This window comes from Bradyrhizobium sp. 186 (genome assembly GCF_023101685.1).
GTDB lineage: Bacteria > Pseudomonadota > Alphaproteobacteria > Rhizobiales > Xanthobacteraceae > Bradyrhizobium.
On sequence record NZ_CP082164.1, the window covers coordinates 8,850,508 to 8,875,791 of the forward strand.

Below are 25,284 nucleotides of genomic sequence, written 5' to 3' on the forward strand. Positions count from 1 at the left end.
TGACGGTGGGGTGAACGAGCATGCTGATCTCCTGATCAATTGTAGTTACTAAGGCCGGGGATGTTGGCGTGGAAGAGGATGGGCGTCTCCTCGGCGGGAGGAGCGGTTCGGTGCCGTTCTTGAGGATGGCAGCGACCGATTTGCACGAACGGGCATTGAGCAGCAGCGCCCGGGCGCAGGCCGCGTCGACACGTTCCTGGCCATAGCGCTTGACCAGCCCGAGAATGCCGACGGCGGAGCGGAAGCCCTGTTCTGGATGCGGCCGCGAACGCAGGATGACGTCGATCAGCGTCTCGGCATCGGGACCGACCTTGGCGGCTTCGGAACGAATGTGCTCATGGGTCCAGTCGCGATAGCGGCGATGTGAGCTCGGCATATGTTCGGGAATCGTCGTCGGGCGATGCGGCAGAGTGCTGCGCACATGCGACGCCATCTACTTGCCGCGGAGGAAGATCTCGACGGTTTTCTGGGTAATCCGCGCCTCGACCTCCTAATGCACGAGGTTGTGAGGGACGCTGTAGTAATGCTTGGCGATCTCGACAGATAATCGAGGTTGCCCCGGCAGCGCTTCCACTCGGCATACTCGTACGGCTCATCCGGTAAGGGGGGCAGCGCCGGACGATCGAGCTCTTCGAACAGGTCGCGGCGGCTTCGTCCCCAGTTGCGCAAAGAATCGATCGTTCAGTTTGACAAGAAGCGCGTGGATCGCCTCATTGAGGGCGGCAAGCGAGAAGAAGCGGCGGCTGCGAAAGCGCGCCAGAAAACATCGCCTGACGATTTTGGACCCCGACTTCGACCTTGGCTTTGTCGCGAGGCCGATACGGCCGTGCCGGCACGATGCCGGTGCGGTAATGGCGGGCGAGATCGGCATAGGTCCGGTTGACCATTGGCTCGTGAAAGTAAGCCCGGGTGATGCCGGCCTTCAGATTGTCGCTCACCGTCTGCCGGGCCACGCCACCGAAATAGGAGCATGCCCGAACGTGCGAGGCGATCCAGTCCGGCAGGCTCTGGCTGAAGCTGGCTTCGGCATAGGTGTAGTTCGAGGCGCCGAGCACGGCGACGAAGATCTGCATGCTGCGCACCTCGCCGCTGAGCCCGTCGACCACCTCCATCGTGTGGCCGGAATAGTTGACGAACAGCTTCTCGCCGGCGACATGGACCTGGCGCAGGGTCGGCTTGAGCCGGCCGGCCCATTCCTTGTAGCGTCCGCAGAACCACGAATAGCTGAAGCTGTCGGCGCTTGCGTCGCAATACTCCTCCCACAACAGCATCAGCGTGACGTTAGGGCGCCGCCGCAGCTCGCGATGCACGAGCGCCCAATCGGGCTGCGGACGCTCGTCGCTGGGCCGATCGGATGGTGGCGGATACAGACGGTTCTCGAGCCGGACATCGTCATCCAGCTCCAGCGGCAACGGCCAGGTCAGGCCGGCGCGGCGGGTTCGGTTAAGGTACTTGCTGACCGTGCCTTGGGCCAAGCCCAGCCTGCGGGTAGCGGCGCGCTGCGACATGCCGACGCTGTAGTGCAGGCGTAGAACTTCACGAATGTGGCGCATGGAGAGTCTCTCGGTCGGCATCTCGATCCTCTGCGGTTAGCCAAAAGACCAAGCTACCCGATGTCGCGGCGCTTGCTCGGTATGGCGAGCACGCGCTGGATCAGCGCACTGTGTGCCGGTTCCTCGAAGGACACGAACCTGAAGAAGGATCTGATGGCCGTCAGATGCAGGTTACGCGTCTTCGCGCTGGCGCCGCGCTTTACCTCGAGATCGGTGAGGAACGCGCCGATGAACGGTGCATCCAGATCGGCGAGCGTCAGGGCCGATGGACTTCCGCAGCCGCACCTGTGCGAACATGAACAGCAGCCGGAACGTGTCCCTGTAGGAGGCGATCGTGTTGCCGCTAACATTGCGCTGGCGCATGAGGCGCTCGGTGAAGAAGCGCCCGATCAACGTGGCGACATTGCAGGCGGGCTTCATGGCGTCACCTCCCATCGCCGATCGAGACGCCGCGCCGCTTCTTCCATCAACTCGGGGCAGGCCGAGAGATACCAGTAGGTATCGCGCACGCAGGCGTGGCCGAGGTAAGTGGAGAGTACTAGGAGTTGTTGCTCGACGTCCTTGCCTTCGCGATACCAGTCGAGCAGCGTCCGGATGGCGAAGCGATGACGGAAGTCGTGCACGCGTGGCCCGGTATAATCACCTGGGCGCCGCAGCCCGATCTCTCTGGACAATCGCCAGAAGACGCGATGAACGTACTGGTGCAGCAAGCGGCCTCCCTGTTCGGCAACGAAAGAAGGTCGAGCCGCAGCGTGATCCGAGCAGCGCGTCGCGCCGGTGGGCGTAGTCGCGCAGCGCGGTTCTCGTCGGATGCATGGCACGAGCCGCGACTTGCCGAACTTGGTCAGCCGGACCGTCAGCACGCCGGCGTAAAGGTCGACGTCATCACGCTCCAGGCCCATCGCCTCGGATATACGCATGCCTGTCACCGCGATCAGCCCGAACAGGGTATGGTAGGTCCATCGGCGCAGCCCGTCCGCTGGCGGCAGAGCCAACGCTGCCGTCAGCAACGCATCGATCTCCGCGTCGGCGTAGACATAGGGCTTGGCGCGCTTCCATCCGGGTAGTATGCCGACGGGCGACACCTCCGTTCGCGGATCGAAGTTGGCGAGATGGCGCGCGAACCCGCGCACGTCGCTCAATCGCGGCGCCCAGGATGCATGACGATCCGGCGGCAGCGTTGCCCATTCCATTGCCAACTTCGTCGTGATGGTCCTGGGTTTGCTCTTCTCCATGAAGGTGACGAAGTCGACGAGCCGACGGGTCTGTGCTCGTACTTGTATCTCAACCCCTTGCGCATGCTCAGGTACTTATCGAGTGCGGAGCGCAGATTGGTCATTGCACGCCTCCCGGCCAGGGCAGGCTCAATGCTCTGAGCGCATCGATGTCTACCTTCGCGTAAATCCGGGTGGTGTCGTGGTTCTCGCGCCGCAGCAACTGTCCGATCTTCGACAAGGTCGCGCCAGATCGGAGAAGCTCGGTAGCGAGACTGTGTCGGAAGATGTGGGCGCCGCGGTGGGCGCAACCTTCGATTCCAACACGATCAAGGGCGGCCTTGGCGATCATGGTGATCGCGCATCCGGAAGCAAAGCCGACGTGTGGCGCCAGTGTGCGGACGAACAACCGTCGGCACGACGACTTTGGGCGGCCATTGCGCAGATATGCAACGATAGCCGCGCCAATGTCTGGCGGTATCGGCATTCGTGCACGCTGTCGGCCCTTGGTGCGAACGAGCATCTCGCTGGCGCGCCAGTCTATCGTCGAGGGTGAGCGTCGCGACCTCGTCGGCCCGCAGGCCGACCTTGGCCAGCAACAACAGAATGGCAAAGTCGCGCCGTCCCATCACCGTCTCTCGGTCGCGACCGTCGAGAGCCTTTTGCACCTGAGCGGCAGGCAGATAGGTCGGTAGAGTTGCGAGCTTCCATCGCGGCATCGATGGAACGCAATCCGCCAACGGGCGCGAGTTCAGTCCCGATGGTGGAGGCAACGGAGAAAGGCACGCAACGACCAGCACCTCGCCTTGCCTGTTCCATGGACCTCGAGGCCAAGCCGCGCTCTGATCGCAGGTAGGCATCGAACTCCTTGAAGATCCATTCGTGCGGGGTGAGAGGCGGTGGCGCCAACGGCGTGATCGCGCCTTCCGCGCGCAGCACCGACAGCCATCGCTTGAGCGCAGCTCCGTCACCGGGCTGGATGGACTGCCTCCTGCCTCGATCTCGGAGGTACCGCTCAACGACCTGTTCATCGAGATCGACCAGCTTGTAGCGACGGCTCGCGATCCAACTCAGGAGTCCGCCAACCAGGTTGAGGCAACGCCACGTGCCATGCCGAACGAGCCTCTATCCGACGAGACGAGCGGCGTAGCGCTCGACGAACTGTCCGTGCGGCCCCCGTCTGAGACGCCGGTACAGCCGGCTTCTGCCCAAGTACTCTTCAACTTCCATCTTCCTGTTCTCCGCTGTTGAAAGCGGAGGCACAGAACGAACTATGCCGAACCGACCAAACGTCAGTCAGCGAGAAATCTGGGAAAACGACCCGACTGGGCATAATTCGGCGGCGGCATAACAGAGAGCGTTTTTAGCCCGGCGGCGCGGCCACGGCGGTGCGGTTGAGCGCGAGATTCTGATCCGCGGCGGTGGGCTAAAAACGTGTTGGACAAAACCGCCGGGCACGGCAGTGCCACAGCTATGGGCATTGCAACTCGGCGAGGAGTTGCGAGGAGCCAAGAAAACCGGTCGCAAAGGGTGCGGACAGGAGATTGAAGCGGATGCGGTGCCGCGTAGACGAACTCGATGACGTGTAAAGCGCAAGAAAAACAGCTTGGACACGCGATGTTAAGCTGCAGGTGACGAAATTGTCCTGTTCGCGTGATCGCGCAAGGTCGGTCGAATCATATGATGGTGAGTTGCTGATGGCCGTCATGAGGTGTCCATGATTGGTGCACGGCTAGAAGCGCGTTCGAAAGTTTCGATGACCACCATGGTGCCACAGCGACACAGCGGGCACGTCTTCAGGGAGATACCCGTGAGTGCCTCATATCGATCTCTGTAGTCCTTGTTGACTTCGCGGTTCCGGTTGGGCGTGGGCGGCGGCATCTGCATGAGCTGTCGGCACAGAGCGAGTTTCTCTGCCCGATAGCGATTGGCGAGGAATCCGTAATAGCGAATACGCTGGAACCCATCGGGAAGAACGTGAAGCAGGAACCGACGGATGAATTCGTCAGCGCCAAGCGTCATCGTCTTTTGACAGTAACCATTGCGATAATCTTTCCAGCGAAACTGAACCTTGCCGTCGTCGATATCGAGGAGGCGATTGTTGGAGATGGCGATGCGGTGCGTGTATCGTGCGACGTACTTGAGGACTTGTTCAGGTCCGGCGAAGGGACGCTTCGCGTAAACCACCCAATCCTTCTTCTGGATAGGCGCGATGTGACGCAAAAAGGCGTCGCGCATCCGAAGGGATTCCAGCGAGGAAAAGAACTGCAAGTCTCCGGCGTCGAAGGCCTTCCGGAGATAATCGAGAAACAGTCGACGAAACAGACGCGCCAACACGAGAACGGGCAAAAAGAACTTGCGCCGGCAGGAAATCCATCGCGTGCCATCCGGAGAAATGCCCCCACCGGGAACCACGCAATGCAGATGCGGATGGTGAAAAAGAGCCTGACCCCAAGTATGAAGCACCGCGAAGAATCCGATTTGCGCGCCCAAATGCTTGGGGTCAGCCGCGATGGTGCGCAACGTCTCGCTGGCGGCCCGGAACAGAATGCCGTAGACAATCTCCTTGTTTTGAAGGGCAATAGCTGCAATGGACTGCGGTATGGTGAAGACTACATGAAAATACTGGGTGTCGAGAAGTTCTGATCGACGGTCGTCCAACCACTGGGCACGAGCCAGTGATTGGCATTTTGGGCAGTGGCGATCACGACAACTATTGTAGCAGATGCGCTGGTGGTCACAGTGATCGCAGCGCTCGACATGACCACCAAATGCCGCAGTTCGACACAATTCGATCGCGCTCATGACGCGACGCTGTGCAATGCATAGCGAGGCGCCATGGCTCTCACGATAGGCTGCACCGTAGCGGCGGAATATGTCCGCCACTTCCGGCCCCGAGCGGGCCATCGGTCTGAAACTCAGAAGTGTTTTGGCGGCGCCGGCTGTGGTTCGGCTTGAACTGGATGCGGCAAGAGGTCCAGAGGGCTGGACGTCGCGCAGACCTTGTTGGTCGCGATGCGCAAGTACTTGGCCGTGGTGGCGAGGCTGCGATGACCGAGGAGGAGCTGAATGGTCCGCAAGTCGGTACCTGATTCGAGGAGATGTACAGCGAATGCGTGCCGAAGCGAATGTGGGGTGACGGGTTTAGAGAGACCAGACAACCGATGCGCCTTTTGGCAGGCTGCTTCTACGGCGTCCTTCGTGATTGGCCGATCATCGTGAATGCCAGGGAACAGCCACTCCTTCGGGCGAACGGCGATCCAGTAGCTGCGCAGGATCTCCAGCAGCATGGGCGACAGCATCACGTACCGATCTTTGCGACCTTTACCCTGCTCGACGCGAACAACCATACGGGCACTATCGATGGCGGCGGCCTTCAGCCGGACGGCCTCCGAGATGCGCAAGCCTGCCGCGTAGCAGGTGGTCAGGATCACCCGATGTTTGTTGCAATCCACGCAGCTGAGGAAATGCACAACTTCTTCAGGGCTCAGGACGACGGGTAGCTTCTGCGGCTTTTTTGGAAGCGGGATGTCTTCTCCAAAGGTCCAGTCCTTCTTGAGCGTAATCCTGTAAAGGAACCGAAGCGCCGCGACAGCCGTATGGATTGAATTGGGGGCCAGCCTCTTCTCGTTCGTGAGGTAGATTTGATAAGTCCGGATGTGCTCGGGGGTCAGCGCATCCGGCGACATACGGAAGTAACGTGCAAACAGCGATACCTGTTGGAGATACGATGCCTGTGTATGCGGCGACAGATTCCGCACCTGCATGTCCTCAGTCATCCGTTGTCGAAGAACCGTCATGGGAAGCTCCTTTGCGATATGAAAGCGCTGCAAGCAGCGCCTCCAGCGTCTCGCAATCGAACTTCGTCGGGAATGCAGGAAGATCAGATTGTGGCACCGAAGCTTGCCACGAGTCGCCTACCGCGAAGCGGTGATGCGCCGGAGAGGGGCGGACGGCCTTGTATTAGCGAGGAAGCGGGGTAATGCCCGTGAGGTCATCGCCATTGGATCGGGTCAACCAGCAATGGGAGGAAGGCGGGTTGTGCGACGGATAGCGAATATGGCTCTGTTGAGCCATATTCGCTATCATCGCCGATCGTCGGCTCTCTGATTCGCCCGTTAAAGATGGACGACGCTATGCTCGACAATCCGGAGAAGACCACCCGGTTGCTCGCCGCACTCAAGGCAGCTGCGCCATTTGACGTTGAACTGGCACCATCGTTGATCGAATATCTGCAAGCCCAGAATGTTGCCGATGCTGATCGGATGCACCACGTCGTCTGGGATTTGTCATACGCCGGTGACGAGGGCGGCATCATCTGCCATTTGTCTCGCTCGGAAGAAACAGGCAGAGCGCTTGTCGTCTCCCTCACACATGTGCGCGTGCCGCGCTCAATGCCACTTGCAGCGGCCGTTCTGGATTATCAGAAGCACCGAGTGAAGAAGCTCAAGAAGCAGGGCCGGAGGTAGCATAGAAATGTCGCACGCGATTATCCGAGGAAAGAATGGTCGCCGATATGAAGTGGAGTTTGACGACGCGCCGGTACGCGTCGAAGTTCATGCCAGTGAGGAGACCGTCGAGATTTTTGTGGAGGCAGATTTTGAAACGCACCCGGAAGAACGGCGACGTTTTGCGATAATCAACATCCCCCGCCACCTGTTCAGCGAGGCCACGGGTCGGACGGCGCGACGCACAGCGAAGGATCGTTAATGCCACTGCCGCGCACTCTGTGCCGCTTCCTTCTTCAGGCCGCCGCCATCGCTGCCTACCGCGGAGCGGTTTAGAAGCTATGGGCTGCGCGGCGAGGCAGTGGCACCATCGTCGCGGCAACAAAGCGATGGAGGCCCCTATGGCGAAGCAGAACGACCTGAGCAGATGCCTTGTCACATTTGAACAAGACGCGACAGTGATCGCCGTGATCGAGATCGGCCAGTCGAGTTGGCTGGTCGCCGGTATTGTGCCCGGTCTCGAACGCAATCCTTTGAAGAAGCTCAGCCCAGACCAGGATGCGCTTCTGCAGCTTCTGCATCGTTGGCAGAAGGAAGCGGTGCAGGCTGGACGCACGATCAAACGGATCGTCGTCGCCTATGAGGCCGGCCGCGACGGCTTCTGGTTAGCACGCTGGCTGCGAGCGCGAGAGATCGAGGCCTACGTAATCCACCCGTCGAGCGTCCCGGTGTCGCGCGAGCACCGGCGGGCGAAGACAGATCGGCTTGACACTGAGCTGCTCAAACGCGCCTTTCTTGGCTGGCTGCGCGGCGAACCCAAGCATTGCAGCATGGCGGCGATCCCAACCCTCGTGGACGAGGATGCAAAACGGCCGGGCCGCGAGCGCCAGAGCTTGGTCGGGGAACGCACACGCATTATCAATCGCCTGAAGGCCAACCTCGCCCGCCTCGGCATTCGCAGCTTCCGGCCAAACCTGGCTCAGGCATCGAATCGGCTGGAGGCCTTGCGCACGCCGGAGGGCTCGGCCGTTCCAGCGAACACACAGGCCGAAATGCAGCGCGACATGAACCACCTGCGCTTCATCAAGCAGCAGATCAAGGAGATCGAGACGAGCCGTGCCAAACGCCTGGCGGCAGCGCCCAACGAGCAACGCCATGCCATGGTACGCCTGCTCGCGCGGGTCGTCGGCGTCGGCATTGATACCGCGGACATGCTCGTGCAGGAGGTGTTCTCGCGCAACATGCGGGACCGTAAAGCCCTCGCGCGCTATGCCGGCCTGACCGGCGCCCCCGACGAGAGCGGCAAAAAACGACGCGAGCGAGGGCTTGCCAAAGCGGGCAATGCCCGCGTGCGCCGCGGGATGATCGAGCTCGCCTGGGGTCATCTGGTACACCAGAAGGACAGCGCACTGACCGCGTGGTATCGGAAGCGAACTTCCGACGCCCGCGGCGGCACGCGCAAGACGATGATCGTGGCGCTCGCGCGCAAGCTTCTCATTGCGCTGTGGCGGCTCGTGACAACCGGCGAAACGCCGGCAGGTCTGCTGCTGCGACCGGCCGCATAAGTACGACTGAGTTGCTGCAGCCCAGCGCCTTATCGATGCCGTGCTGCAGCTGATGAACCGAGGTGGCGGCAACCCGATGTTGGACTATGGTCCTTGCACCGCGGTTTAGAATGGGCCCGCCTTCTCGGAGCTTCGCCGCCGATGCGCATGACTGCATCGTGGTTGCGATCCTCACGGGTCGGCCGAATACAAGTTCGTGGCGCGCAATCTGCGCGCACGATGGCGAGCTCCCCCTCGGTATCGTCTCAGTAGCTAACGGGGCCGGAATACGCCCCGATCGCGCAAGTCTGCCGCTGTGCTCGCGGCCGTCAAGGGCAAGTCGCTCCGCGATGGCCTTCGGCCACCCTTGACCGCCGCTGCGCGCAGCAGCCTAGCGAAAAGCAGGTCGGGACGAGGAGATGTCGCAGCCCGGCCGAACAAGGAGATGGCCCATAACGAATAGACTTGACACAAATCGCCCCATACAAGTCCAAACAGCCCTATGCCGAGTCCGGCATAGGGCCGTCTCAATCAGCGAAGCCAGCAATGCCCAATTCTCGGCCGCCTCGTCGCACCCAGCGAACAGGGCGTTCTTGGCATTGAGCGACGCAGCGCATAGCGCATCGCGCAAAGCCTTCGCCGTCTCACCCTTCTGCACGAGGTGACCAAGCTTTGCCTCAAACCACTGCTTCAAGGCTGCGGCCAGAGGCTGGGCATGCGCCTGCCGGCCCGCACGGCGCTCGGCGTCAGATCGGCCGCGGAGGGCTTTCTCTATCGCGTAGAGCTGGGCGATGCGCTCGAGAGCCTCGCGGGCAATCGGCGCCGGCGCCGGAGCAGCCTCGCGCTCGATCTTCACAAACTGGCGCCGTAGATGCGACCAGCAGAAGGCGAGCGTGCCGGACAGTGCGTCCGTACGCGTCGTCCGGGTCATGGTCTTGTAGGCCTCATAGCCATCGCAGTGGATGATGCCGCGGTAGCCTTCGAGCAGCCTCAAGCCATGAATGGCGCCACGGCCCGGTGCATAGGCATAGACGACCCCAGGTGGTTCAGGCCCGGCCCAAGGCCTGTCATCGCGCGACAGCGCCCAGAAGTAACCGGTCTTGGTCCTGCCGCGCCCCGGATCCAATACCGGTGCTGGCGTCTCATCGACACAAATCTTCGAGGAGGCGAGCAACATCTCGCGAAGTCGATGCCACAAGGGTTTCAGCTCCTGGGCGGCGTAGCCGACCCAGAAGGCGAGCGTGGAGCGGTCGAGCGCGATACCGTGGGTCGCCAGCATCTGCGCCTGACGATAGAGCGGCAAATGCCAATGATACTTGGCATCGATCACATGCACGACGAGCCGCTCGGTCGGCAGCCCACCCCTAATCAAGCGTTCCGGCGCGGCGCGCTGGAGAACGACGCCATGACAGGCGCGGCAAGCCAGCTTGGGTCGGCGGGTGACGATTACGCGATTCTGCGCCGGTACCACGTCCAGCCTCTGGCTCTCGTCGTGGCCGATCTCAAAAAGGACGCCTTCGCAACACGGGCAACAGGTTGCAGCGGGCATCAGGGTTTCGACGATGCGTGGCAAATGCTCCGGCAGCTTGCCGCGATAGGCCCTGCGCTCGGCGGTTCTTCTCTCGCATGTTTTGGGATTGGCGCGATCCTCGGCGGCTTCAAGAGCCGCGACGGCCTCATCGATATCCTCCAGAACAAGCTGTAGCTGATTAGCGTCAAGCTTTTCCAACGATCGACCGAACTGCGCATCCTTCGCAAGCTTGAGCAACCGCTCGAGCCTGGCGCAGCGATCCAGCAGAGCCGCGGCAAAAACACGCAGCTCGGCTGGGTCGCTCGGCAGCTCATCAGGCAAATCACTCATTGGCCCGAGTCTGCCATGCTTCGCGTCCCGATGCAGCGAAGATTTATATCCTTACGCAAGTGCTTTCGGTTGTGGGATTCGAGGTGCGTGCATGCGTGTCCAATCCATGCCGACAGCTGCGCGGCGTTCATCCGCATCACGCCGTCAACAACAGGTGGCCACTTGAAGCCGCCGCCCTCAAGCCGCTTCCAATACAGCACAAGACCACTGCCATCCCAGACGACAATCTTCACACGATCGGCGCGCTTCGCACGGAAGACCACCGCCACGCCCTTCATCGGATCGTGGCCCAGCGCCTCCTTCGCTAAGAGCGCGAGGCCATCCGCGCCCTTCCTGAAGTCTACAGGTCGGGTCGCAACGTAAATCATGAGGCCAGCGGGAGCCGTCAGCAGCAACGTGTCCGCCGGAGCGCCAAAAACACATCACTCAGCACGGCAAGCCCAGGCGTTCAGCGCACCTCTACCCGCGCACCCAGGAGCTCAACCGTAACAGTGGCTGCTCCCGGTGATACGGATGGCTCCGCAGCCGCCGGTTCCGAAGAATCCGACACCAAAGGCACGAACGAAAATGTATCCGTCGAAGCTGGCAGCACCAGTTGACCTAAACGCGCCCGGCGCCGCCAGTCATGCACCTGCTGTGGCCGGCAGCCATGGCGGCGTGCGATATCCGTTACAACCGCACCTGGCTCGAGGCTTTCCGCGACAATCTGTGCCTTCAAATCATCCGGCCAATGCTTTCGACCTACGCCAGCATACACTTCGATACGCGGCGACAACGGTCGTCTTATGTCGTCCGAATGGTCGTCCATTGTGAGCACCCTTGCCGAAGATGACTCTTCTAGCGGTGCTCCCAAGACTGCGCACAAACAATCTGAAGGGCCTCGGCGCAACGCTTACGCTTAAGCGCGATCAGCCTTCCGCCAAAAAACGGCCCAGCTGGGGGCCGTCGCCGGATGCGTACTTGTGACCGCCCATCTGGCCAGGAGCAACGCTGCCGGTCTCATCGACCCCGCTTCATCCAGCCGATCGCTGTGCTGATCGCCACTCCAAACTGCTTGGCGGCCTGATTGCGGGACATTCCGCCCTCAATCGCCGCCACCACGCGCTAAAAGGTCAGTAGGATGCAATCGTATTGGCGCTGACGTTGCGCTGGCGCATCAGCCGCACTGTGAAATAACCCTTGACGAGCCGGGCGAGGCTGCTACTCGGCGTCGTGGCTTGGCCTCCCAGCGACGGTCGAGACGACGGGCGGCCTCTTCCAGCAGCTCCGGACACGCCGAGAGATACCAGTAGGTATCGCGTATGCAGGCATGACCGAGGTGGGTTTTCATGTGCCGAAGTGTCGTTGTTCGCGTTGTTATAGTCGTTCTAGACGAATCTTCCACGAACGACTGAGACGTTATGATTGTTGGAGATCTCTCTCGAACAGGCGCCCCCAGCCGCCTATAACGTCGCGGCATTCGGCGAGTCTCAAGGCGTGCCAGCATATCGCCTGATTGGACGAAATTATCAATTTACCCGTCTGATGCTCTAGTTCGTTAATGATTGCGGCGGCACGCATTTGAGTGCAGGCAATCACAACAGTATCAAGGTCAGCACTGTCACTCACCTGTCGCACGGCGTTCGATATGCTCACAGGTGAGATAAATGGTGCTTCATTCCTGACGAGGCCAGTTGCGTTGTGAAATGTAGCCGCGATCGGCACTTTCACTCCTGCAGTCTCGATGCCTCTAATCATCTTTTCAGCGATCTGGCGGGGATAAGGTGATACAAAACCAACCCGAGCGGAGCCGAGCGCTCGCAGAGCAGAAAGGATCGCCGCGAAAGGGTCAGTCACACGTGCCTCCGGATGAACGTTACGGACACGACGCTCGAGCTCTTGGGGTCCGATCACCATAGCCGCGGAGGTGCATCCAAGCGCGACAACGTCCGATCGGCGCATGGTGTTGATTTGTTGGATAGCTTCATCGAGCCCGTCGAAAGTCTCCTCCAATAAGCCGATGCTCAGAGGCTTCTTACGCTGCTCGGGTGATGAGCCACGACCGATACGACTCTCATAAAGAGCAATACCAGGAATAGTCAGCATTGCTCGCGCCTCATGCGAGAGAGTCTGGTCGTTGCAAATCACAACCATTCCAATATGAGCTCGAGTACCTATGCCGCCGTCGACCTCATACTGGATGTTGGACCAGATTTCAGTTGCCTGCTGCTTAACGTGTTCGACCGACATATTATCCTCTCGACATCAGTTCTTAGGTCCACTCGGCGCTAGATTATGAAGCGGCTCCTTACAGCGCCGCGCCCAGCGCTGGACTGTTTCGAGCGCGACTATACCAACTCTTATCTGTTTCATAACTGTTCAATGGAGCCTACTCCTAAGGTGTTGGACAGCCTGCCGTGTCAGCCTTCTGTTGCGATTTGCTGCTTATAATCTGCGAGAAGTCGCTGGCTGGTAGCATTGACGTACTCTGCCATCTATTAGTGTCGCGCTCGGATTGCCACCCGCGCCGTCCCCATAGCCTAGCAAATAAGACAGTCAAATATTTACCTTGGTAGCCAAGGAGGTAGCAAGAAGAGGGGTACCAATCACGTAGCAGCCGCTTGCCTTAGCATCGTATGCGGCTACTATTTTGTTGCAAAAACAAGGATCCGCAACAATGCAATCGATTGTATCGAGCAAACGCAGCTTTGCCTTGTAAAGAAAGTCGCTGGGCATATCTGCATACCTTAAATCTGCAAGAAAGCGCACTAACTTTCCAGAATGTACGTGAGTGGGAACACGAGGAAATAGAATGTGCTCAAACTTCGCTCTGCCTGCGATCGCGGAAGTGCTTCTTGTGTTTGCCGACATTTTCCCACGTGATGGCCAAAGTATCGGGCCGATACGCTTACTCTTTCTCGAATTGTAGTCCCGCCTCATGCGCATCAGATCAGCTTTTTCAAATGCCGAGCGACCGAAGATTGTTTCGCACTTTGGGCGGACCCCCGCTAGCTATACACTTCGGTGGGCCATTGCGAGTTTTCATACTCCTTATAGCCGTGTGAAGTGCCTAGGCATACAATCACTTTAGAATGCGCTTCGTCATCGGCAACTGTCAGCGATCTGGCTGCCGACAGGGTCGCGGCACTAGAAAGCTCAAGATACAGGCCATTCCTGGCGAGGATGCCCTGATCGTCTAGGGCCTCGCGGTCTGTTACGGCTAGCGCAGTGCCTGCCGAAATTCGAAGGGCCTTAATACTCTGGTAGGTGACGGTCGAGCCGCCGATCGAGACCATCGCACTTTGCCCTTCATGAATACTGCGGTAATCACCGTTTTCCAGGCATTTTCTAATCCGCGGGAATGGTTCCACAGCATGAACGCGAGGCAGCCTTTCGAGGAGACCTGCATCACGAAGGTCAGCGAATCCTTGAGCAATGCCCCAAATAAGATCCCCCCTTGAAGTGGGGACGAGAACATCTGTTGCAGGATTCGCTTGCATCTGAACGAACAGCTCGAATGCAATAGCACGATAACCGTCGACTCCGATCGGATTGCTCCCCACGGGAGGCATTAAATAGTTGGTTGCTGGATACCATTCGCCTGAACGGGACTTAGCAGCCAGAAGGTTCCATCGCTCGTCAGACGTGGACGTGCATAGGAGCGTGGCTCCGTGCATTTCCACTGCACGCCGCCAATTCGGACTCATATCCTGGGTAGTAACCACAACACAGGACAGTCCTGCATGACCTGCGTAAGCCGCCAGTGCTGCTCCCGCATTTCCGCTGGAGGCAGCAGCAACGGTTTCCACTCCAAGTTCAGTGGCACGTTGCACCAGCATTGCAGCCATTCTGTCTTTGTGTGATCCAGTTGGATTCGCGGCTTCGTTTTTAACAAAAAACTTCGACACGCCTAGAGCTTCTGCGAATACCGGAAATTCTACGAGCGGCGTACATCCTTCTCCAAGCAATGGCGAGCTCGTGTAAACAAGCCAATCTTGGATTGACCTCGCTGTCAGAGAATTAGGCCAACTCTGATAATCGACTTTTACGCTTGCCGGCCAGCCACTATTTAGACAAGCTGGACAGCCTTCTACGTAATCATGCTCTTCGAAGGGCCAGATGCGGTGACATCGCACGCATCGCATTTGCAGCGCCGCCGGGTTGCGTATCCAAGCCATCAAACTCTCTTCCTGCCTCAGCGCGTCATACGACTGTCGGGAGCATGAGAGTGTATAGACAGTCTCCCCGAGCGGTAAGGGACGGAAAACGACGACACTCGACACGACCAGACTTGCGGAACCGCAACTCCATCGGCTCCCTGGTTGGATCGTCGATGTAGTACAGTCGTCCAGCCAAGTCCCCCTCGAAAACTTCCTGCCCAACCAAGGCAGCCGGCTCAAAAATGCCGTCGGCGTCGGCATAAATAGAGGAGTCTCGGCCCGCGTAATCCATAAACTCTGTTCCGGCCCTCTCTTCTCCGGCCAGGTTAGGCGCAATACCAATATGCTTTAGGACGCGCGTGATGCCATGCTCGGCCAGTTGAACGCCGGCCGGGGACACTGTGGCGCCGCCACCAAGCTCGGTCGTGATAGTAGGCACACCGAGAGATCTGGCTACTGCGTTTAGCGTCGTCGCACCACCACCACCACCACCACCTTGGCTGCTGTCGACAAAGCTGATCGGCGCACCGAAAACGCGAAGAAGCTCGAGCAATTCTTGATGCTCTTCGCTCGTACGTCCGGGCCGGATGATCGCGCACCGAACGTAGTCGAGCGACAGCCCACCCGAATGCAGGTCGATAGCGATATCAGACATCGGCAACAGCACCGTGCTGATGTAGTGTGCGATCATCTCCGTCGGCGTCCCAGTGGCACTACCCGGAAACGAGCGATTGAGGTTTCCTGCATCCACGGGCGATACGCGCCTGGCTGCCTTCACCGCAGGAAAGTTCGCTGATGGCAGGACAATTACGCGCCCTGAGATCTCGCGGGGTGTAAGACGGCGAGCGAGGTTCATTAGCGCAATCTGGCCCTCATATTCGTCTCCATGGTTGCCCGCGATAAGCAACGCCGTCGGACCGATCGCGTTCTTGATGCAGACGATGGGGATCTGAATGCAACCGTAGGCAGACCTATCAGTGGAATGAGGCAATCGAAGGTAGTCAACAAACTTTCCATCTCGTTCAAAGTCGAGCGGAGTCCAGATGCGAGACTGACTTGCGATCATGCCCCCCTCACGCCGATTTCTTGGGCCACGCAGGGACTATAGGTAGCTCGTCGGGAGACAGCTCACTGATGAACTCTACGCCATTCTCGCGAACGTAGATGACTTCTTCAAACTGGAAAATTGCGCCATTCTTCTCAAGCTTCGGTTCGACATGGAAAATCATGCCAGGCAAAATCAGAGTGTCGTCGCTGGCCGACACCGAGGGAGGCTCAGTGATATCAAGCCCCCCACCATGTCCTATACGTGATACATGTCCGTAGAGTTCACCTAGATCTGCGTCTTTCCAAAGTCGCAGAAAGTTGTTGTAGACGTCACGGCAGCGCAGGCCAGGTTTGAAACTTTTTGCAACTTCGATCGTCAACGAACGCGTCCGCTTGTACGTTTCAATTTCCCAATTTTGCGGACCTCCACATCGTGCAATTCGGTTCCGATCGGCAGGATAGCCGCCGTATGTTGCATTGTTGTCAGTCCAAATATAGTGCCCCTCTCTAAGCCTGCGCTCAGAAGGACGGATGCCATAAACAAAGTCACCGTCGCTAAAGAGCATAGGAATATTGTCAGCGCTTTCTGCGCCATTTAAGTGAATCTGGGCCTGCAACATCCGTGACAGCTCAAACTCGGTGATGCCGATATAGGCCTGCGCAATCACCTGGTCGAACGCATCATTGACGATGCTCATAGCGGTTCTTTTCATTGCAGCTTCGAATGGAGTCTTTATCATTCGAACACGGAAAAGCAGATCGACTGCGGTCTGTACCACGCCATCGGACGCCAATTCTTTTAGCCGATCGAGCATGCGGAGTGAGCCGCGCCCGAGCATCTCTTGCCCGTAGTCAATAGCAATTCGTTGACGACCCGACGCCGCGCCGCTACGTATCCGTTCAGCTACTGCGTCTACCGCCTCGGAAATGTAGCCGTTATAAGAAATAACCGAGTATCGCCGCGGAGCACTCTCCATGATCTTTACTTCTGACGGGCAACCCACGACATGAAGCTGATCTTGGGTAATTACAACGAAGCTAGGCCTTGATTTGTAGGCGACCGAGAGCGTTCGATAGTCTGTAAAATACTGTATGTTCTTCAGATCCGACAGAACAACAACGTCTATGTGAGCCCGCTCCATCTCTTTCCGCACGCGGCTCAACCGCGCGTCAAGTTCTTCAAGTGGGACTTGCGGGGACGGCGGCAACGGACGCACTTTTAGAGTCCTATCCGGATTCACGAGGCTCTCCTAGTCCAAGGCGGCTGGTTCCAGAACCCAGCAATTGGGCGCAAACGGTCAAGTGCGCGCCTGAAGCGGCACCTAGATCCTGACGACAATTTTCCCGATTTTGATATCACGAGTTTCTATCCCGACTGACACTATTTGCGGCTTGTGACGCAGATTTTCTGCAAGATCTAAGGTTGCGCGGCTGGAATTCGAGGACAAGGCCTAGCCGCTGGCGAGAACGTTAGCCGCGGCATAATCTTGTCGACAGAAGGTGCGGACTGGAAGTGATCTGTGACCTCGTGCACTAAGCAGTCGACCGTGAAGATTCCTGTTTTCAGGTTGGATTGAGCAGCGGCCGGGCGAAGAGGGCGGCCAGGATTTGGTGCAACAAACGCCTGAGCCAGCGGAGGAGACGGCGGAAGTTGTAGCCGACGGCGGCAAGCACGGCGTTGTTGGCATCGCCGTGCTTGAACCAAAGATAGTTGCGTTCCATGCGGTGCTCGGCCTTGAGATGGCCGATGACAGGCTCGATGGCGGATCTGCGGCGCATGGTGCGCTTGATCGACGGCGTGACACCTCGCTTCTGACCCGAGATGAAGACCCTGAACTTGTAATCCGGCGCGTTGTGGCCGCGGTATCCCTTGTCGAGGAGGAGCCGCTCGATGATGTTGCCGACGAGCTTTTCCATGTCTGGGATGATGGTTTGCAGGGTGTGGCCGTCATAGGGATTGCCGGGCAGCGCCTTCACATGGGTGACGAACTGGCCGCCCCGGGCGTGGCTGAGCGTGGTTGCGACGGAGACCTTGACGCCGAACTCGTAAGGGCGATGGGCCTTGCCCTTGCCGATGCATTCGACCTCCGGCGCATGCAGCGAATAGACCTTCGGCCCGCGCTGGCGCTGCTGCTGCTCGTGGACGCGGCGCGCCAGCAATAACAGCTTCGAAAACCTCCCCTCGAGCGCGGCGTCGCCCGCGATCTTGCGGCTGATGTCGCGCATGACCCGGCCGAGATAGGTACGCAACGTCTTCAGCGCCCGCCTGGCACGCTTGAACTGCTTGGCATGGGCGTAGCGCTGATGTTTTATCAGGGCGAACTTGCCCACCCTCGCATAGGACTGGCGTAAACCCACCCCGGTGAGCTGCGCCAGCCGCACCAGCTTCTCGCGCGCCCGGTTCAGAAGCTTGGCATCGGTCGGAAACATCACGTTCTTGGGCTGCACCGTCGTGTCGACGATCACCCGGGAGAGCTCGGACGGTTTGATCGCCTTGGTCCTGACGGCAACCGACAGGCTCTCCTGCAGCAGGGCCTGAAGCCGCTCCTCGCCCATCCGGTTGCGCCAGCGCGTCAACGACGAACGATCAAACACCAGCCGGTGCTGGAAGAACTCCTCGCCGCAGAAGAACTGTCGAGTGGGCCGAGGGAGTTTCACCCTCAGCCCCTCACAGAACCGGACGTGATACTCTCGCATCATCCGGCTCTTGTTACCCAACCGTTGCGTGACCAAGGCGCGCCCAATGGACGAAGAATGAGGGATTGCGCTTCGCGATACTGTTCAGCCGCCGCAAGCTCCGTCCCCGGTGCCTCCTGAGCGACTTGTACTTCCGTCGGAGCCAGGCTCCGAGACGTTCATCAAAGTACGTGAACAGCTTCGACATCTCCGTTGGATAGAAACGCCCGTAATACTGCCACCACCCTTGAAGGACTGGATTGAGTATTCGGGCTACATCAACCAACGGAAGTGGCGCGTGCTGTGGCAAGCGCCAGCTCCTTATCCGCTCCCGCATGCGCTCGAGCGCCTGCGGACTAACTGCGGGAAGGAAGCACGTGAAGAGCTTGCCCCAACGATTCTTCGCCATGCGGGGCCGGAAGGTGAAGCCAAGGAAGGTGAAGTGGATCTGCGGATGTGTCCCACGTCGATTACTGTCCTTGCAGTAAACCACTTGGGTTTTCTGCGGGTGTAGCGTCAGATGACAGTCGGCCAATCTCTTTTCCAACGCTGCCTTCAGATGTTCTGCTTCTTGCCGTGTTCGGCAATGGCAGATTGCATCATCGGCATAGCGTTCGAACGGAATGCGCGGAAACGTCCGACGCATCCATGCATCGAAGCTGTAATGCAGAAAAAGATTCGCCAGCAGCGGGCTTACCACTCCACCTTGCGGTGTTCCGGTTTCCCGTTTCTGGATAGTCCCATCGGGCATCTCTACCGGAGCCTTCAGCCATCGTTCGACGTAGAGCAAAACCCAGGGCTCCTGACAGTGCTTCCGAAGCGCTCTTACCAGAAGGGCATGATCGATCGTATCGAAAAAGCCTTTGATGTCGAGGTCCAAAGCCCAGTCATAGTCCCAGCATCGCTTGCGCGTTTGCTCGATCGCCTGATGCGCTGATTTTCCAGGCCGATAGCCATAGGAGTCGGGGTCAAACACTTGATCCAACCCCGGTTCCAGATACTGCTTGACCACCATCTGTGCGACGCGGTCCGCGACCGTCGGAATGCCCAGAGGACGGATGCCGCCGTTGGCCTTGGGAATCTCCACGCGCCTTACCGCTGGCGGGAAGTAGCTTCCCGACGCCAAGCGATTCCAGAGCTTGTAGAGGTTGTTTCCAAGGTCCTGCGCAAATTCATCCAGACTCTGACCATCGACGCCCGCCGCCTTTCCATTCCCTGCCACCAGCTGGTAGGCCTCCCAGACCATACGCTTGGTGATGGGCAACGGTTTGTCCGACGTCATGACGCTCCTCCCGACAAAGCCGGTTGGCGTCCGATGTCGGACAGGGTAACGCAGCCCCTTCGCTCCATGGCCATTACAGCCACTTCAACGCTACTACAGGCTGCTCCGCCCCTGTCTCGGGTATTGGTATTCTCCCTCGTGGTGTGCGCCACTTGCGGATTTCCCTTAACACCCCGAGCCAGGTTCCCTCGTTCCGGATTGAAGCCTGTGATGAGATCATGCCGCCTATACACCGGCTGCCGCGTGGACCGTAAGCAGGTGTCGCCCACACCCTTCCGAGCATCATTAACCCCATGCCCGTTTTGACAGCGTCTGGACCCATTTCGATGCGTCATCGGCGGTTCGCTTGCGCTCATCTTCTCATCACTCACCTGACGGCGTAGCTCGCCGCCTTTTCTCCAGCGCTCACCACCACGTCTCTTAAACGCAGCAGCCTGGAGTGGTTTGAAGCCTGCCCCTGCAGGCCGGCTCCGGGAGGCCAACTCCCATCTTCAACACAGTTGTGCTGGCAGATACGCACCAGCTACGAGGCACACGGTAATAGGGGTTCTCCACCCAGCGCTCGCACAGCACCTCGTCGGACAGGTCATAGGTGTGCTTGAGGATCGCGAGCCCCGCCATCAAGCGCGTCGGCAGCGGCGGCTGGCCAGGGCCGTCCGTGTAGACCGCTCCGAACGCCTGCTCCAGGAAGTCCCAATCCACCGTGCGCGCCAGCGTCACCAGCGAATGCTTCATGTCGATGATCTGATCGAGCCGGGAACGAAACAGATCCTGCTCGCCGGTCTCGCGCCGCTCCCGTGGCCGCATCCAAACCTCCGCTCATGCACTCTGACGAGCAGAGAATCACGACCGCCGATTCGACGGAATCCCTCATTCGATTTTGCAAGGAAATTGGCCCCGCCATCGCGATTGCCGGCAAAATCAATCGCCGGCATTCCTCGAATTAGCCCGTAACTTCAGGCTGTTCGCGTTACTTCACGGGCGACTAAGCAAAGGAGGGAGGCACGTCATCGGTCTTCGTGAGGACCAGGGGGCTCTCGTGTGGCGCCATACAGCAATCGCTGATGGTCAGGCCGAGCAGAGCCGGTCAGCGGTTGGGCCTTTGCCGCAAGTTACAGATAGTTGCTTCCAAATCTCCATCTACTGCTCTAATGCCGCTAACCTACTCTGTCAGGATTGTTGCGTCGTTCGCAGCCCAAGAGGCGACGCACGGATCGCCCACCTCCATGGAATTGGCCGATACGTTCAGCACCTTCGATGACAGCTGCAATCCCGTTTCGCTGCGGAATTCCAAGACCGTCGCATCGCCAACGAACGTCATGCCGCTGATGCGTCCCTGAATTCCGCTGGGTGACCCGGCGCCGCCCGTTTCGAGATGCAGATGTTCGGGCCGCACGCACAGCGTCGCCTCTCTGTCCGCATCCTGCCACGGCGGAGCCGGCAGGGATTCGCCCGCAGGCCCGTGCACGGTGCCAGAGTTGAGCTTGACGGGTATCAAATTGACCTCGCCGACGAAACCCGCCACGAACAAGTCGGCCGGCCTTCGATAAATATCCTTTGGCGCCGAGACTTGGCGGATCCGTCCCTCGTGCATCACCGCGACACGGTCGGACATGGCGAGCGCCTCATCCTGGTCGTGCGTGACGTAGATCATCGTCTTGCCGACTTCCTTGTGCAGGGTCTTGATCTCGTTCCTCAGATGCTCACGCAGCTTCTTGTCCAGAGCGCCCAACGGCTCATCAAGGAGAAGAACGGGCGGATCGAAAACCAGGGCTCGCGCGATTGCTACTCTCTGCTGCTGACCGCCGGACATTTGGTGGGGGTAGCGCGAGGCCAGGGCACCGAGATGCACCTGATCAAGAATACGACGCACGCGGGCTTCGATCTCCGCCTTTGCCATACGCCGCATGCGAAGCGGATATGCAACGTTGTCGGCGACCGTCATGTGCGGGAACAGTGCATAGTTTTGGAAGATTACACCGAGTTCGCGGCGGTGAGGCGGCAGGCGCGTGATATCCTTCTCGTCCAGCAGAACCTGACCGCTGTTAGGCATCTCGAAACCTGCGATCATCATCAGAGTTGTTGTTTTTCCCGATCCGCTAGGACCCAGCAAGGAGATGAACTCTCCGGGCGATACGGAAAGGCTGACATCATCAACGGCCATCGCGCTACCATAACGCTTCTGCAAGTTATGCAGCGTGATGCCTCCGGTCTTCACATCAGTGCCGCTCACGGTCGCTTTCATCAACATTTCAGCTCCCTAGGGTACAATCCGTCATTGGTTTTCGTTTGACCTACGCGCCCGTTCAGGGCCGTCAGGTGTTTTTTTGCCGTCTCAGCAGGGTACCGACGAGAATAACAATCGTCGCGATCAGCATCTGCAGCGTGGCCACAGCAGCGATGGTGGGACTGATGTCCTGCCGGATTCCTTCCCACATGCGCATCGGCAAGGTCGTGATCTTTCCGATGCCGAGGAACAACACGTAGACCACGTCGTCGAACGAGGCCAGGAAGGCAAAGAAGCTGGCGACGATGAGCGCCGGCATGACCAGCGGCGCGACGATCGTGCGAAAGGTGGCCAGCGGTCCGGCGCCAAGGCTCCGCGCCGCTCGCTCATAGCTCGGGTTAAGGTCGCGCAGATTGGCAACCACGATCACCACCACGTAAGGAATGGCGTGGACCGCGTGGCCAAGGGCCAGGCCGAACTCGGTGCCCTGCAGACCCAGTCGCGCCAGCAGGAAATAGGTTGCGATGGCCACGACAACTGTCGGCATAATGATGGGTGAGAGCAAGAGAGCGACCATGGCTCCGCGACCAGGCATGGCACCGCGCGACAGACCGAAGGCAAGCATGGCACCCAGCGCAGTTGCCATGCCGACCGCCATCAGCGCAATGCGCATGCTAGTGAAGGTGGCGCGCACCCACAGCGTATCGAAAAAAAAGGCTTCGTAGTTGCGCAGCGAGTAACCTGGCAACGGGAAGACAAAATAGGACGAGGCGCTGAATGACAAGTATGCAACGATGAGTACCGGCAGCAGGAGAAGCACGGCCAGAAAGCTTGCTAGGATCGGGACACTTCGGCCTCCCATCGAAGGAAGCCAGCGATCAAGTGCGTTTGCCGCGGAGCCGATCCGCATCAACATTTTGGCACCCATCTGACGGCGGGCAACGGTCGAAGCGAGCTTGCCGTCGGAGAATCCCAGAAGTTGCTCAATGGGGAAGAAGCGCGAGCCAATCCACAATATGGTCAGGACGGCGCCCAGGAGGACCACGGAAAGCGCAGCACCGAAATTCCAATTGAGTTGCTCCAGGATCTGGGAGCTGATCGCCATGGTAATCATGACGTCTGACAGCCCACCCATCAAGGCAGGGGTGATGTAGAAGCCGAGACAATAGATGAAGACGAGCAGAACCCCCGCAATCAATCCCGGAAGGCTAAGCGGCAGAAAGATCGTGAGGAAGGCAGCGAGCGGGCTCGCTCCATTTGCCCTCGCGGCGCGCAGAAGCTTCGGGTCAATGCTGGACATGACCGTATACATCGGCAGGATCATCATCGGCATGACAATGTGGGTCATGCCGAGGATTACACCAAATCGGTTATAGAGCATTGGGACCGGTTGAGATACCCAGCCAAGTTCGAGCAAGAACTGGTTAACGACACCATTACGTCCGAGAAGGACGATCCAGGCGAAGGTCCGCGCCAGAGTGCTGGTGAAATAGGGCAGCACGATCCCTATGAGCAAAAAGGTGCGCAACGCCACTCCGCCCGTCGTGAGCGCGTAGGCAATGGGATAGCTTAAGACGAAGGCGATCGCAGTCACGGTAACGCTGATCTCCAGCGTGTTGCGCATCACCGTCAGATAGACGGGCGTGTCTGCGACGCGCGAGAAATTCGCCAGCGTCCAGCTCGGCATCCCAAAGGCAAGCAACAGAAGACCTGTGAGCGGCACCACAAAGAGCACCACGAGGAAGATGCTTCCAGGCAGCAGCAGCCAAGCCCAGGGCGTGGGCCAAGGCCGCGAGGATTCCGCCCGGCCTTTGATTGCGATAGAACTCATTGTGCCCGCCATGCCAGCCAGCGCTCCTGGAGATGATCTACATTGGTCTGTCCGTCAGGTCGCTTGGCGGCGAGCCAAGCATCATCCTGAGCCACGAGTTGGGATGCATTCTCCTCAGTAATGCTGAGGAGCGGAACAAGATCGGCCGGCAAATGCTTGAGCTGATTCACATTGGGACCAGTCAAGTTTGTCCCGAGCGTGAATTCCGCAGCGTTCTGAGCCCGGTTCAGGAATGCAACCAGCTTTTGTGCGTTTGCGGTGTTAGGACCGCCTTTGAGCACCGTCCAGTAGACATAGACCAGATTGCCACCGCTCCACACCATGCGAATAGGCGCCCCCTGACGGATGGCCGACAGCGCACGACCATCGTAACAGCTCGTCATCACGAACTCCCGATTGATCAACGCTTGAACAGGCTCCCCTCCAGCCGTCCACCACTTCGCGACATTCGGCTTGATCTCCGAGAGCTTCTTGAGAGCCCTCTCGACCTTGTCATCGGTCAAGGGCCAACGATCCGAATTTGGCACGCCGTCAGCTGCGAGCGCCAACACCATATGCCTGGCGACCGCACTGAGGCCCCGCGGCCCTGGGAAGGCTTTGACATTCCAGAAATCGGCCCAGTTTTGCGGTCCTCCCTTCGGAAAGGAACGCTCGTCATAAGCGAGCAACGTCGTTGAACGGAATGCAACGACTGCGTCACTGAGGCGAGCACTCTGCGGTGCCCCCTTGAGCGCTTCCTCGTCCCACAAACCGTAGTCGATGGGCTGAAACAAACCCGCCTCATGCATGGTCGGGAAGTTCTGCCCGTCAATCAGGGCGACATCCCAGTCGATGCGCCCGGCGCGAGACATTGCTCTCACTTGGGGCTCGGCAATGTCAGCGGTCACATCGACCACAGCAATGCCCGTCGCCTTTGTGAAAGGCTCATAAACGTATTTTCTCACCGCTTGCGTGTACGATCCGCCATAGCTGAAGACGACAACTTCGCCACTGCCGGCGAGCTTGTCCTGCGCCCAGGCAGCGGTAGCCTTAGCGACGAACGGCACGCTCAGTAAAGCCGCCGACGTTCCAATAAATGAGCGCCGGCTCGTGCCGCGATGAAAACGGCCAGCCCTATCGCTTGTGATCATGACACTCCTCCCCAAACTAACCCAGCACTACATCGTTTACCGCCACCATTTAGACCGTCTAGCGAGCCATCCGCGCGCAAATCCAGCAAAGAATGGCGAACTATCAAAGAAAAACTGCAAATCGCGGGCCACTTCTACGCAATTCCACCATCAGCTATTGCAATATGTCGGCTTTACAACCACAGGCTCGTAACTCGCCCTCCAACGCTCGCTCTTGAAACCGAGACGCCGCCCACCTCACGACAGGTTTCTCCGGCGAGGCCAGCCGAAACACCGCACGGTTAACCCACAGAGTGGAAGATCCGGTAGGATCCCATCATGATACTTCCTGC

The 25,284-nt window shown here is 59.0% G+C and carries 16 protein-coding genes and 7 pseudogenes; 3 read left to right on the forward strand and 20 right to left on the reverse strand.

The window, feature by feature from the left end:
* Window positions 1-35 precede the first annotated feature (35 nt).
* The 6 genes and pseudogenes from istA to IVB18_RS42230 all read right to left on the reverse strand — a co-directional run bounded on the left by istA (window position 36) and on the right by IVB18_RS42230 (window position 6,567).
* Window positions 36-1,574, reverse strand: a pseudogene (istA, locus tag IVB18_RS42205) (IS21 family transposase).
* Window positions 1,575-1,615: 41 nt separating this feature from the next.
* Window positions 1,616-1,973 (reverse strand): annotated as a pseudogene (locus tag IVB18_RS42210) (site-specific integrase); the annotation flags it as partial.
* On the reverse strand, window positions 1,970-2,686 hold the full coding sequence (locus tag IVB18_RS42215) for a tyrosine-type recombinase/integrase (RefSeq protein WP_247991862.1): 717 nt from the start codon (window positions 2,684-2,686) through the stop codon (window positions 1,970-1,972). The pseudogene IVB18_RS42210 and the gene IVB18_RS42215, both read right to left, overlap by 4 nt.
* 202 nt (window positions 2,687-2,888) lie before the next feature.
* Window positions 2,889-3,290, reverse strand: coding sequence for a tyrosine-type recombinase/integrase (locus IVB18_RS42220; protein ID WP_346732590.1), 402 nt, complete (start codon window positions 3,288-3,290; stop codon window positions 2,889-2,891).
* A 1,181-nt stretch (window positions 3,291-4,471) separates the two neighbouring features.
* Complete coding sequence (locus tag IVB18_RS42225) at window positions 4,472-5,674, reverse strand: IS91 family transposase (protein WP_247986040.1); 1,203 nt, start codon at window positions 5,672-5,674, stop codon at window positions 4,472-4,474.
* Window positions 5,675-5,685: 11 nt separating this feature from the next.
* Complete coding sequence (locus tag IVB18_RS42230) at window positions 5,686-6,567, reverse strand: site-specific integrase (protein WP_247986041.1); 882 nt, start codon at window positions 6,565-6,567, stop codon at window positions 5,686-5,688.
* Window positions 6,568-6,903: 336 nt separating this feature from the next.
* Between IVB18_RS42230 and IVB18_RS42235 the strand changes: the two genes are divergently transcribed.
* The 3 genes from IVB18_RS42235 to IVB18_RS42245 all read left to right on the forward strand — a co-directional run bounded on the left by IVB18_RS42235 (window position 6,904) and on the right by IVB18_RS42245 (window position 8,780).
* Complete coding sequence (locus IVB18_RS42235; protein WP_247986042.1) at window positions 6,904-7,236, forward strand: hypothetical protein; 333 nt, start codon at window positions 6,904-6,906, stop codon at window positions 7,234-7,236.
* A gap of 7 nt (window positions 7,237-7,243) precedes the next feature.
* The gene (locus IVB18_RS42240) at window positions 7,244-7,477 is read left to right on the forward strand and encodes a hypothetical protein (protein WP_247986043.1); all 234 of its coding nucleotides are present in this window, start codon (window positions 7,244-7,246) and stop codon (window positions 7,475-7,477) included.
* A 139-nt stretch (window positions 7,478-7,616) separates the two neighbouring features.
* Window positions 7,617-8,780: an IS110 family transposase gene (locus IVB18_RS42245; RefSeq protein WP_247983249.1), complete on the forward strand. Its 1,164-nt coding sequence runs from the start codon at window positions 7,617-7,619 to the stop codon at window positions 8,778-8,780.
* 502 nt (window positions 8,781-9,282) lie between these two features.
* On the opposite strand, the pseudogene IVB18_RS42250 reads toward IVB18_RS42245, so the two are convergent.
* The 14 genes and pseudogenes from IVB18_RS42250 to IVB18_RS42315 all read right to left on the reverse strand — a co-directional run.
* Window positions 9,283-10,620: pseudogene (locus tag IVB18_RS42250) on the reverse strand (IS66 family transposase); the annotation flags it as partial.
* Between the two features lie 51 nt (window positions 10,621-10,671).
* Window positions 10,672-11,015, reverse strand: a pseudogene (tnpB, locus tag IVB18_RS42255) (IS66 family insertion sequence element accessory protein TnpB).
* A gap of 53 nt (window positions 11,016-11,068) precedes the next feature.
* Entirely contained in the window at window positions 11,069-11,428 is a 360-nt protein-coding gene (locus IVB18_RS42260; RefSeq protein ID WP_247986044.1) for a transposase, read from the reverse strand.
* Window positions 11,429-11,579: 151 nt separating this feature from the next.
* Window positions 11,580-11,697 (reverse strand): annotated as a pseudogene (locus tag IVB18_RS42265) (IS630 family transposase); the annotation flags it as partial.
* A 321-nt stretch (window positions 11,698-12,018) separates the two neighbouring features.
* On the reverse strand, window positions 12,019-12,849 hold the full coding sequence (locus tag IVB18_RS42270) for a hypothetical protein (RefSeq protein ID WP_247986045.1): 831 nt from the start codon (window positions 12,847-12,849) through the stop codon (window positions 12,019-12,021).
* A gap of 758 nt (window positions 12,850-13,607) precedes the next feature.
* On the reverse strand, window positions 13,608-14,777 hold the full coding sequence (locus IVB18_RS42275; RefSeq protein ID WP_346732591.1) for a pyridoxal-phosphate dependent enzyme: 1,170 nt from the start codon (window positions 14,775-14,777) through the stop codon (window positions 13,608-13,610).
* Between the two features lie 25 nt (window positions 14,778-14,802).
* Window positions 14,803-15,825, reverse strand: a complete 1,023-nt coding sequence (locus tag IVB18_RS42280) for a succinylglutamate desuccinylase/aspartoacylase family protein (protein ID WP_247986047.1) — start codon at window positions 15,823-15,825, stop codon at window positions 14,803-14,805.
* A 7-nt stretch (window positions 15,826-15,832) separates the two neighbouring features.
* Complete coding sequence (locus IVB18_RS42285; RefSeq protein WP_247986048.1) at window positions 15,833-17,047, reverse strand: M24 family metallopeptidase; 1,215 nt, start codon at window positions 17,045-17,047, stop codon at window positions 15,833-15,835.
* A 322-nt stretch (window positions 17,048-17,369) separates the two neighbouring features.
* Window positions 17,370-18,440 (reverse strand): annotated as a pseudogene (locus IVB18_RS42290) (IS5 family transposase); the annotation flags it as partial.
* Between the two features lie 76 nt (window positions 18,441-18,516).
* Complete coding sequence (ltrA, locus tag IVB18_RS42295; RefSeq protein ID WP_247986049.1) at window positions 18,517-19,764, reverse strand: group II intron reverse transcriptase/maturase; 1,248 nt, start codon at window positions 19,762-19,764, stop codon at window positions 18,517-18,519.
* 534 nt (window positions 19,765-20,298) lie between these two features.
* Window positions 20,299-20,571 (reverse strand): annotated as a pseudogene (locus IVB18_RS42300) (transposase); the annotation flags it as partial.
* Between the two features lie 355 nt (window positions 20,572-20,926).
* A complete protein-coding gene (locus tag IVB18_RS42305; RefSeq protein ID WP_247986050.1) occupies window positions 20,927-22,015 on the reverse strand; it encodes an ABC transporter ATP-binding protein in 1,089 nt (362 codons plus the stop codon).
* 64 nt (window positions 22,016-22,079) lie between these two features.
* Window positions 22,080-23,834, reverse strand: a complete 1,755-nt coding sequence (locus IVB18_RS42310) for an ABC transporter permease subunit (RefSeq protein ID WP_247986051.1) — start codon at window positions 23,832-23,834, stop codon at window positions 22,080-22,082.
* Window positions 23,819-24,952 carry an ABC transporter substrate-binding protein gene (locus IVB18_RS42315; protein WP_247986052.1) on the reverse strand — a complete coding sequence of 378 codons (1,134 nt, stop codon included), beginning with the start codon at window positions 24,950-24,952 and terminating at the stop codon, window positions 23,819-23,821. Before IVB18_RS42315 ends, IVB18_RS42310 begins: the two co-directional genes overlap by 16 nt.
* Window positions 24,953-25,284 lie beyond the last annotated feature (332 nt).

What these genes read in the sequence shown, in the direction of transcription:
- IVB18_RS42220 (WP_346732590.1), bottom strand. Translation starts at nt 3,290, where the DNA reads ATGCTCGTTCGCACCAAGGGCCGACAGCGTGCACGAATGCCGATACCG.
- IVB18_RS42225 (WP_247986040.1), bottom strand. Translation starts at nt 5,674, where the DNA reads ATGGCCCGCTCGGGGCCGGAAGTGGCGGACATATTCCGCCGCTACGGT.
- IVB18_RS42230 (WP_247986041.1), bottom strand. Translation starts at nt 6,567, where the DNA reads ATGACGGTTCTTCGACAACGGATGACTGAGGACATGCAGGTGCGGAAT.
- IVB18_RS42235 (WP_247986042.1), top strand. Translation starts at nt 6,904, where the DNA reads ATGCTCGACAATCCGGAGAAGACCACCCGGTTGCTCGCCGCACTCAAG.
- IVB18_RS42240 (WP_247986043.1), top strand. Translation starts at nt 7,244, where the DNA reads ATGTCGCACGCGATTATCCGAGGAAAGAATGGTCGCCGATATGAAGTG.
- IVB18_RS42245 (WP_247983249.1), top strand. Translation starts at nt 7,617, where the DNA reads ATGGCGAAGCAGAACGACCTGAGCAGATGCCTTGTCACATTTGAACAA.
- IVB18_RS42260 (WP_247986044.1), bottom strand. Translation starts at nt 11,428, where the DNA reads ATGGACGACCATTCGGACGACATAAGACGACCGTTGTCGCCGCGTATC.
- IVB18_RS42270 (WP_247986045.1), bottom strand. Translation starts at nt 12,849, where the DNA reads ATGTCGGTCGAACACGTTAAGCAGCAGGCAACTGAAATCTGGTCCAAC.
- IVB18_RS42275 (WP_346732591.1), bottom strand. Translation starts at nt 14,777, where the DNA reads ATGGCTTGGATACGCAACCCGGCGGCGCTGCAAATGCGATGCGTGCGA.
- IVB18_RS42280 (WP_247986047.1), bottom strand. Translation starts at nt 15,825, where the DNA reads ATGATCGCAAGTCAGTCTCGCATCTGGACTCCGCTCGACTTTGAACGA.
- ltrA (WP_247986049.1), bottom strand. Translation starts at nt 19,764, where the DNA reads ATGACGTCGGACAAACCGTTGCCCATCACCAAGCGTATGGTCTGGGAG.
- IVB18_RS42305 (WP_247986050.1), bottom strand. Translation starts at nt 22,015, where the DNA reads ATGTTGATGAAAGCGACCGTGAGCGGCACTGATGTGAAGACCGGAGGC.
- IVB18_RS42310 (WP_247986051.1), bottom strand. Translation starts at nt 23,834, where the DNA reads ATGGCGGGCACAATGAGTTCTATCGCAATCAAAGGCCGGGCGGAATCC.
- IVB18_RS42315 (WP_247986052.1), bottom strand. Translation starts at nt 24,952, where the DNA reads ATGATCACAAGCGATAGGGCTGGCCGTTTTCATCGCGGCACGAGCCGG.